The organism is Gordonia sp. (in: high G+C Gram-positive bacteria) (assembly GCF_049299075.1).
Taxonomy (GTDB): Bacteria; Actinomycetota; Actinomycetes; order Mycobacteriales; family Mycobacteriaceae; genus Gordonia.
Map to the genome: position 1 here is coordinate 1 of NZ_JBAQWU010000298.1, position 7,612 is coordinate 7,612.

Consider the following 7,612-nt stretch of genomic DNA (forward strand, 5'->3'; position numbering starts at 1 on the left):
CACGGTGGCCGTATCGGCCTCCTCACGGGTGCGGGCGCGGCCGGTCTGCCCGCGCGCGGTACGCAATCGTTCGGTGGCGGCGACGCCGTCATCCGCGGACGCCGGCGACAACTCAACGTGCGTCTCCACAATGCTGCGATCGCCGGTGGTCGACGCCGCAGCCGCAGTCTCGACCACCGCAGTCTCGACCACCGCAGTCTCGACATCTGGAGTCTCGACTGCTGCGTCCGCTGGCGCCGGGCGCCCGATGCGGATCTCCATTTTCGGCAGATCGCCGTAGTTCTTATCGTCGTCGCTCATCAGCGGCCACCCCCGTTGCTGCCGCTCGTGCCCGAACCGCTCGTACCCGTACCGCTCGTACCCGTACCGCCCGCTCCGCCGGTCCCGCTACCGGAACCGCCTGCCGCACCGCCTTCTTCGATCGGCACCAGCGTCAGCGGGACGATGTTGTCAACCTTCCGCACGCCGTCGACCTGCACCACGCTCACCAAGAACTCCATGGTGGCGATCTCGGTGGTGACGTCCTGACCCTTATCGTCCTTGCCCGCATAGGCGGTGGACGACGAGAAGACCAACACGGTGGCCCTATTCTCGTCGACGTTCACCTCAGTGCAGGCGGCCCGCCGCACCTCACCGCTAAGCCGCGCATGCTCGGTGCGCTTACCGGCGGCGATCTCCTTCTTCAGGGACTCCAGCGTCCCGTCCTTGACCTGCTTGAGGGCACCACCGGTCAACGACGAATCGATACGTCGCTCCCAGCCGTCGATATCGTCGGCGGACACGTTGATGATGTTGATGATGGCCTGTTCGGCGGCGTCGATCGACTCGTCGCGCAACGTGGCAGCCTTACCACCGGTCCCGACGTAGGCGTTGATACCGGTGTAGCCGAAGTACGCGAGGCAGACCACGGCGGCGGTCAGCGCCGCCACACCGGTAGCCAACGCTAACGACCCGAACGTGTGCCGCCGTCCACCGGCGCGCGAGCCGCTGGCCACGGCCTCGGCCTTCGCCGTCACCTTGGCCACCTTGCGCTCAGCCCTGCGCTGCGCGCGCGACTTCGGGTCGTCGGGCAGATCCGGGAACGCCCCGTCGTCGGCATCGACGCCAGCGGAAACCTCAGTATCGGCGGCGACGTCGGAGGCGACGTCGGAGGCGACGTCGGTCAGGTCATCCGGGGCCGGGCCCTCGGGGGTCTCGTTCGGTTCAGAAGTCATCGCGCGCAACTGTATCTACTCGTGGCCGATCGACTCAATCTCTCGGCACTTCCCACTGGTTCTAGCGACGACGGCTACTTGGTCGGGTGCACACCCTGAAGCCACGCCAGCTGGGTCGCCAGTGGGTTCAAGTTGAGCCGATCCGGATCCTTCTTGGGCAGGTTGTCCCACGGCTGCGGGATTTCCGGATTGGCCAACGCGGCGCGGTTCGCACTGCGCACACCCGTCGGGTTCCCTACCGCCACCTCACAGTTGGCGTCCCGGTTGAACGGGAAGTCGTCGTAATTGATGTCGAAGTTCGGATTCTTCCGCTTCATATCCGCGATGATCGCCTTAGTGCTCTCGTAACCCTTAGTGCACGTCGGCGGGTTATTGGTCTCGAGCACGATGCCGAAGTGGATCTGACCGTCGCCCGGTGCGGCCGAGTGGCTGCCTGCCGAGAGCGCCGACAGCATAGCCATGGTGGCGCCGGTGGCGAATGTTGCCGGCTCCACGGTGTGCATGGTCTCGCCAAGCTGATGAATCAGCGTGGTGGCGTCCCCACCGTTCTCCTGCAAGAACGACGACAGCTGTGTGGCGGTCAGCTGACCGTCCGTCAGAATCCGCCGCACCGCCGGGTCCTGCGCGGCCAGCGTCGCGGTCACCAACTCCAAGCCCTTAGCCCAGGTCAAGATCTCATCGGACTGTTCAGCCTGCGTGCCGAGCACCACATTCGAGTTCTGGATCAGCGAGATAGTCTCGCCCAGGTTCTCATGGCCGGACTTGGCCAGCGTGGTCAGCGCACTGACCAGCCGGTCCATATTCTCGGCCTGGCCGTCGAAGGCCTTGCCGAGCTCGGTGACCACGGTGGTCAGATCGTCGACGGGCACCGACTCGGTGAGCTTGATGACGTCGGTCATCACGTCCTGCAGCACCGGCGGCAGCACGTAGTGCGTGATCACCGAACCCTTTTCCAGGTACGGGCCGCTACCGCTAGTGGGCTGCAGATCAAGGAACTGCTCGCCGATCGCCGAACGGTTCGCGATGACGGCGACTGCCGAGTCGGGAATCTTCGGACCGCGCGAGTCGAGCTTGAGTTCCAGGTTCACGCCGTTCGGGGTCAACGTCATGGCGTTCACCTCACCGACCGGAACCCCGCGATAGGTGACCTGCGCCTGGGTAAAGATTCCACCGCTGCTGTCGCCCATCGCCACCGTCACCGGGTAGGTGCCAAAACCCATCAGCCGATCCAGGCGCGCATAGTTCGCACCCACGTAGACGATGGCCAGCACGCCAACGATCGCGAATACGATCAGCTGCACTTTGACGAATCGAGTGATCACTGGCCGGTCCCTCCGAGCAGTTGGATGGGTCCGTAGAGGAAGCTGTCAGCGGCCGGCTTCTTGCCAGTGGTCGACGACGTGGGCTTCTTCTTCGTCGACGACGACGGGTTGTTCTTGTTCTGCGACTGGGTCAGCCCCGGATTGGCCGGGTAGGTGCCGCCCGACGGCGGGGTGTTGGGTCCCGGCCGGGAGTTCAACGGCGGCGGCAGCAGCGAGATCGACGGCCAGCCCCAGCGAGGGCCGTTACCGTTGATGTATGGGTTTCGCTGATCGACCCGCGGCGGATTGGCCGACGGGATCTGGTACTTCGGCGTACCCTGGCCCACGCCGAGCGCCTCCAGCTGATTGAGCAACCGCAGATCGACCGTCATGAACAGGTTGGTCGAGTCACCGTGCACGCCCGGCACGATGTCATCCGGGAACGGGTGGGTGAGCATCAGCGGCGCCGCCGTAATCAGGTCATTGACCGATCCACCCAGCTGGGTCAGGATCGGGGCCAGTGCCTTGAGATCGTTGATCATCGCCTTGTGTGCGGTGCCCAGGATCTGCGTGCCCGCCTCGCCGAGGCTGTCGAGTTTGGTCAGCAAGTCGACGAACTGCGGTCGTTGCGCTTCCAGCACGGCGACGCCGGCCGGCAGCTCGTCCAGGATCCGGTCGATCTGCGCGGTCTGACCGGCAGCCCGCTCCGACAGGTTCGCGATGCCGTCGACTGCCGAGATGATGTTGTCGCGCTGCTGATTTAGCCCGCGGATCAGCTTCTCAGAGTTGATCAGCAGCTCGCGCATCTCGGCGCTGCCTTCCTCGCCGCCCATCGACTCGTTGAGTGCGGTGATGATCGGCTTGAGTTCGGCAATACCGCCACCGTTGAGGAGCAGCGACAAAGCGCCGAGCAGCTGCTCGATGTCGGTCGTGGTGCTGGTGCGGCCCAACGAGATGGGCTGGTTCGGGTTCTGCCGCGGCGCGCTCCCCGCGTCGTCCGGCTCGGTCAACGCCACGAACTTTTCGCCGAGCAGGTTCGTCTGCTGGACGGCCGCGTGCACCTTGTCCGACAGGTCGATCTCATTCTGCACGCGGATGTGCACGAGCGCGTTCCAGGCGTCCCCCGGCACTTCGATCTTGACCACGCGGCCGACCGGAATGCCTTCCATCTTGACGACGGACTGCGGCACCAGATCGAGGATGTTCTTGAACTCGATCGTGTAGTCGCGCGCATTGTCGCCGAGCGCGACGCCACCGGGCAGCGGCATATCTTGCACGTTGACACCGCAGCCGGTGACACCGAGGACCGCAGTCATCGCGGTAGCGACGCCGGCCACCTTGAGGCGGGTAAGCCTACCGAGCTTCATCAGTTGCCTCCCCGGCTCTTGTTGTACGGCGGAAGCTGCGTATCGGGCACTCCGGGAACCGAGCCCGGCGGCAGCATATTCTGCAACTTCCGGTTGCTCATGAGGCCGAACGGCAGAATCGGCAGCAGCGGTTCCAGAACATCGTTCTGGATCTGCTCACCGAGCTCCAAGCAGTGGTCGACCAGCGGACGCAGTTTGTTGCTGAAATCGACGGCCAGCGGGTTGCCCGGCAGCAGCGCACCCAAATCGAGCATCTTGCAGACTGCGGCGGTCGGGTTCTGCAAGTCGGGAATGTTGACCCGCATGGCGACGGTTCCCGACTCGGCGTCGTAGGCGTTGATCAAGTTGCTGACCGCCAGCGGCAGGACCGTCATGATCTCCAGCAGGCTGTCTTTGTTGTCGAGCAGCGCCTGGCCGGTGGGCTGCAGGTCACGGATGGTCTCCCCGATCTGCGCCTGATTGTCGGCAATAAAAGTCGCCACATCACCCAGGGCAAACGAGAGCGTATCGAGTGCCTTGCCCAACTGTTCCCGCTCGCCGGACAGGAACCCGTTGAACGAGGCCATCTGCGAGTTGAACAGCCGCACCTGCGAGTCGTTTTCGCGGAGCGCACCGACAAAGACGTTGAGGTTCTTCACCGTCGTCGAAATGTCTCCACTGGAGTTGGCCAGCGTCTCGGCGGCCTTCGACAGGTTGGTGATCGCGCTGCCCATGGTCTCGCCGTGGCCGTCGAGCGCCTTGGCGCCTGCGGTGACGAAATTGCTCAGGGCACCCTTCTGGTTGACCCCATCCTTGCCTGGGCCGAGCGACTTCGACAGCTTCTGCAGGTTGCCGTAGATCGCGTCGATCTCCACCGGCACCGCAGTGCGGTCGAGTCCGAGATTCACATCACCCTGTGTGGTCGGGCCGCCGTTATAGGCCGGCAACAACTGGACGTAGCGATCGGCGACCAACGACGGAATTATCTGCACCGCCTGCACATCGGCAGGAAGTTTGATGCCGCGGTCGACGCGCATCTCCACATCCACGGTCTCGCCGCGCGGGGTCACCTTGGTGACCTTGCCGACGTCGACACCGAGGATCCGGACATTGGAGCCTTCGTACATGCCGACGGAGCTGTTGAACGTCGCAGTCACCTTGGTCGAACCGATCCGACTCCATGCCCACCAGGCGATCAGACCGGCCACCAGAGCGGCGACCACGATCGTCGCGATGACCGCCAAGGTCTGGCGAGTGAAGAACGGCTGCCGCGGCTGCGCGGCATCGGGAGTAGACGTCATTTCTCAGTCCCTCCGTTGTTGAGGTTGGCCGTCGCATTCGGCGGCCGGTGCGTGTTCTGCGCCGGGAGAGCCGGCGGAATCAGGTTGGTGACCACCGACTCGAACCAGCGACCGTTACCGAGCACATTGGCGTACAGCCGGTAGAACGGCGCCAGGTTGATGATCGAATTACGCACATTCTCGTTCTGCGCGGTCAGGATGTTGGTGACCTGCTTAAGCGACGTCAGCACCGGACCGATCTGCTTCTCGTTGTCTTTCACGATGCCGGTCAACGCGGTGCTCATCGCCTCGGTGCTGGAGAGCAGCGCCGAGATGGATTCCTGCCGCGTGTTGAGCTCCTGCAACAGCACCCCGGTACCGGCGATCAGCCGGGTGAACTGCTGATTGCGGTCGGCCAGGATCTTCGACGAATCGCGGGTCGCCTTCAGTAGGCGGCGGATTTCCTTATCGCGACTGGCGATGGTCTGCGAGAGCCGCGAGATGCCTTCCAACGACGGACCGATGTCGTCGGCGCTCGCGGTGAACACGTCCGACAGCTCGCCGAGGGCCTTGGCCACCTGATTGGTGTCCACGTTCTCGATCTGGTCGGCAGCATCGGAGAAGGCCTGCACCACGTCGTACGGTTCCACGGTGTCGGTCAGGATCTCCCGCGGATCAGCACGATTGGTGCCCTTCGGGTTCAGCGCGATGTACTTCTGCCCGAGAACCGTCTTGATCTGGATGGTCGCCTGGGTCTCATCGCCAATCCAGGTGTCCGCGACGCGCATGCGCATTAGCACCCGGTTGCCGTCCAGGCGTACGTCGGTCACTTCGCCGACGCGCACACCGGCGACGCGAACCTCGTTACCCGGCGTCACGCCCGCGGCCTCGTGGAACTGGACCGTGTACTGCGGTGCGGCACCGATCAGCGGCAGGTCCTTCAGATAGAAGGTCGCCAAACTGATCATCACGATGGCCGCCAGCCCCAAAATACCGACGCTCTTTGCCGTGCGCTTCCCGGCGAAGCGGCGGGACTTCTTCGGCGGCAACGCCGTGACGTCGATTTCTGCTGTGGCGTCGACTTCACGATCGGGAGCGGTGGGATTGTTCTGCTGATCGGACATTGTCACCCCTCCCCGTTGATCTTGCCGTCGGCCCAGCAGCGCGTCGCCGCACTGGTGTAAAGGACGTGGTTGATGTCCGGCAGCGGGATCATCGGCTGCGAAAGCACCGCCGACTTACCGTTACCGGCGCGAATGTCCAGACCACACAGGTAGAACTGGAACCACGAGCCGAAGGTCGCGCTGCGACCCAGCTTCTGCAGCTTCACCGGCAGGTTCTCCAGGAGCTTGTTGACGTCGGACTCGCGCGCGGCGATATTGTCCGACGTCACCTTCAGACCACTCAGTGCCTGCTGGATCGACGGCCGCGTCTGGCTCAGAATCGACCCGGTCAGCGAGGTCAGCTTGGACACCGAGGTGATTGCCGAGCCGACCGAATCACGCTGCGCGGCCAGTCCGGTCACCAGCGCCTCGGTGTTGTTGAGCAACTGGGTCAGCTGCTGGTCGTTGTTGTTGACCGTGTCCAACACCTTGGTGAGGTTGGTGATCATCTCGCCAATCACCGCATCCTTGTCGGCGATCGTGTTGGTGAGCTCCGCGGTCTGCTGGATCAGCGAACCGATGGTGGCACCCATGTCCACACCGTCGCCGTTCTGGAAGACGTTGATGACGGTCTCGGCCAGCTTGTTCATATCTTCCGGGGTGATCTGCTGGAACAGCGGCCGGAAACCATTGAACAGTTCGGTCAGGTTGACCGCCGGATGCGTACTCGACTTACGACGATCCACGTTGTATTGGAAGGTGTAGCCCGGACCGACGGTCGCACCGTCGCTCGGACCCTTCTCCAGCGCCACATAGCGCAGACCGGCGAGGTTCCGGTAGCGAATCGAGACCTGCGTGCTCTGCGGCAGGCGGCCACGGTTCACGTTAAACGAGACCTTCGCCAGATTCCGGTCGTAGATCTCGACATCCTGCACCTGGCCGACGCGCACACCGGCGATGCGCACGTCGTCGCCCGGATTGAGCATCGCGGCGTCGGAGAAGATCGCCTGATAGCTATTCTTTCCGGCGGCACCGGCATTGGAGATCAGCAGTGCCAGCACGGACGTCGCCAACACCGTGATCACGATGAAGACGATCAGTTTGATGAGCGGAGCCCAAACACCTCTCATTTGATATTTACCTCCGCACCATCAAGCGCACCCGCGCCGATATAGGTGACCCATGTAGGAACGTCAGCCGGGTTCTGCCCGCTGCTCGCGCCATAGATCATGCGCAGCTGGCTGTGGTAGTCCGCGGCGGTACCGGTACCCGCCGGCAGCGCGCTGAACTGCGGCTGCGGCAAGTTCGGCCATGTCGCCGGTCCGGCGTTCCGCGACGGCGGCTGGTAGGAGCCGTCCGGCACCGAAC

7 protein-coding genes and 1 pseudogene are annotated in these 7,612 nt (G+C 63.8%); all 8 read right to left on the reverse strand.

From position 1 onward, the window contains the following. The coding region (locus tag WAW85_RS09040; protein WP_422559282.1) for a hypothetical protein at positions 1-300 on the reverse strand (300 nt) is incomplete at its 3' end. Further along, positions 300-1,214: a hypothetical protein gene (locus tag WAW85_RS09045; protein ID WP_422559283.1), complete on the reverse strand. Its 915-nt coding sequence runs from the start codon at positions 1,212-1,214 to the stop codon at positions 300-302. The genes WAW85_RS09045 and WAW85_RS09040, both read right to left, overlap by 1 nt. A 74-nt stretch (positions 1,215-1,288) precedes the next feature. Then, on the reverse strand, positions 1,289-2,536 hold the full coding sequence (locus tag WAW85_RS09050) for an MlaD family protein (RefSeq protein ID WP_422559284.1): 1,248 nt from the start codon (positions 2,534-2,536) through the stop codon (positions 1,289-1,291). Beyond that, complete coding sequence (locus tag WAW85_RS09055) at positions 2,533-3,882, reverse strand: MCE family protein (RefSeq protein ID WP_422559285.1); 1,350 nt, start codon at positions 3,880-3,882, stop codon at positions 2,533-2,535. Before WAW85_RS09055 ends, WAW85_RS09050 begins: the two co-directional genes overlap by 4 nt. Then, complete coding sequence (locus WAW85_RS09060; RefSeq protein ID WP_422559286.1) at positions 3,882-5,162, reverse strand: MCE family protein; 1,281 nt, start codon at positions 5,160-5,162, stop codon at positions 3,882-3,884. Before WAW85_RS09060 ends, WAW85_RS09055 begins: the two co-directional genes overlap by 1 nt. Beyond that, positions 5,159-6,265, reverse strand: a complete 1,107-nt coding sequence (locus WAW85_RS09065; protein ID WP_422559287.1) for an MlaD family protein — start codon at positions 6,263-6,265, stop codon at positions 5,159-5,161. Before WAW85_RS09065 ends, WAW85_RS09060 begins: the two co-directional genes overlap by 4 nt. 2 nt (positions 6,266-6,267) lie before the next feature. Beyond that, positions 6,268-7,374: an MCE family protein gene (locus tag WAW85_RS09070; protein ID WP_422559288.1), complete on the reverse strand. Its 1,107-nt coding sequence runs from the start codon at positions 7,372-7,374 to the stop codon at positions 6,268-6,270. Continuing rightward, positions 7,371-7,612, reverse strand: a pseudogene (locus WAW85_RS09075) (mammalian cell entry protein); the annotation flags it as partial. The pseudogene WAW85_RS09075 and the gene WAW85_RS09070, both read right to left, overlap by 4 nt.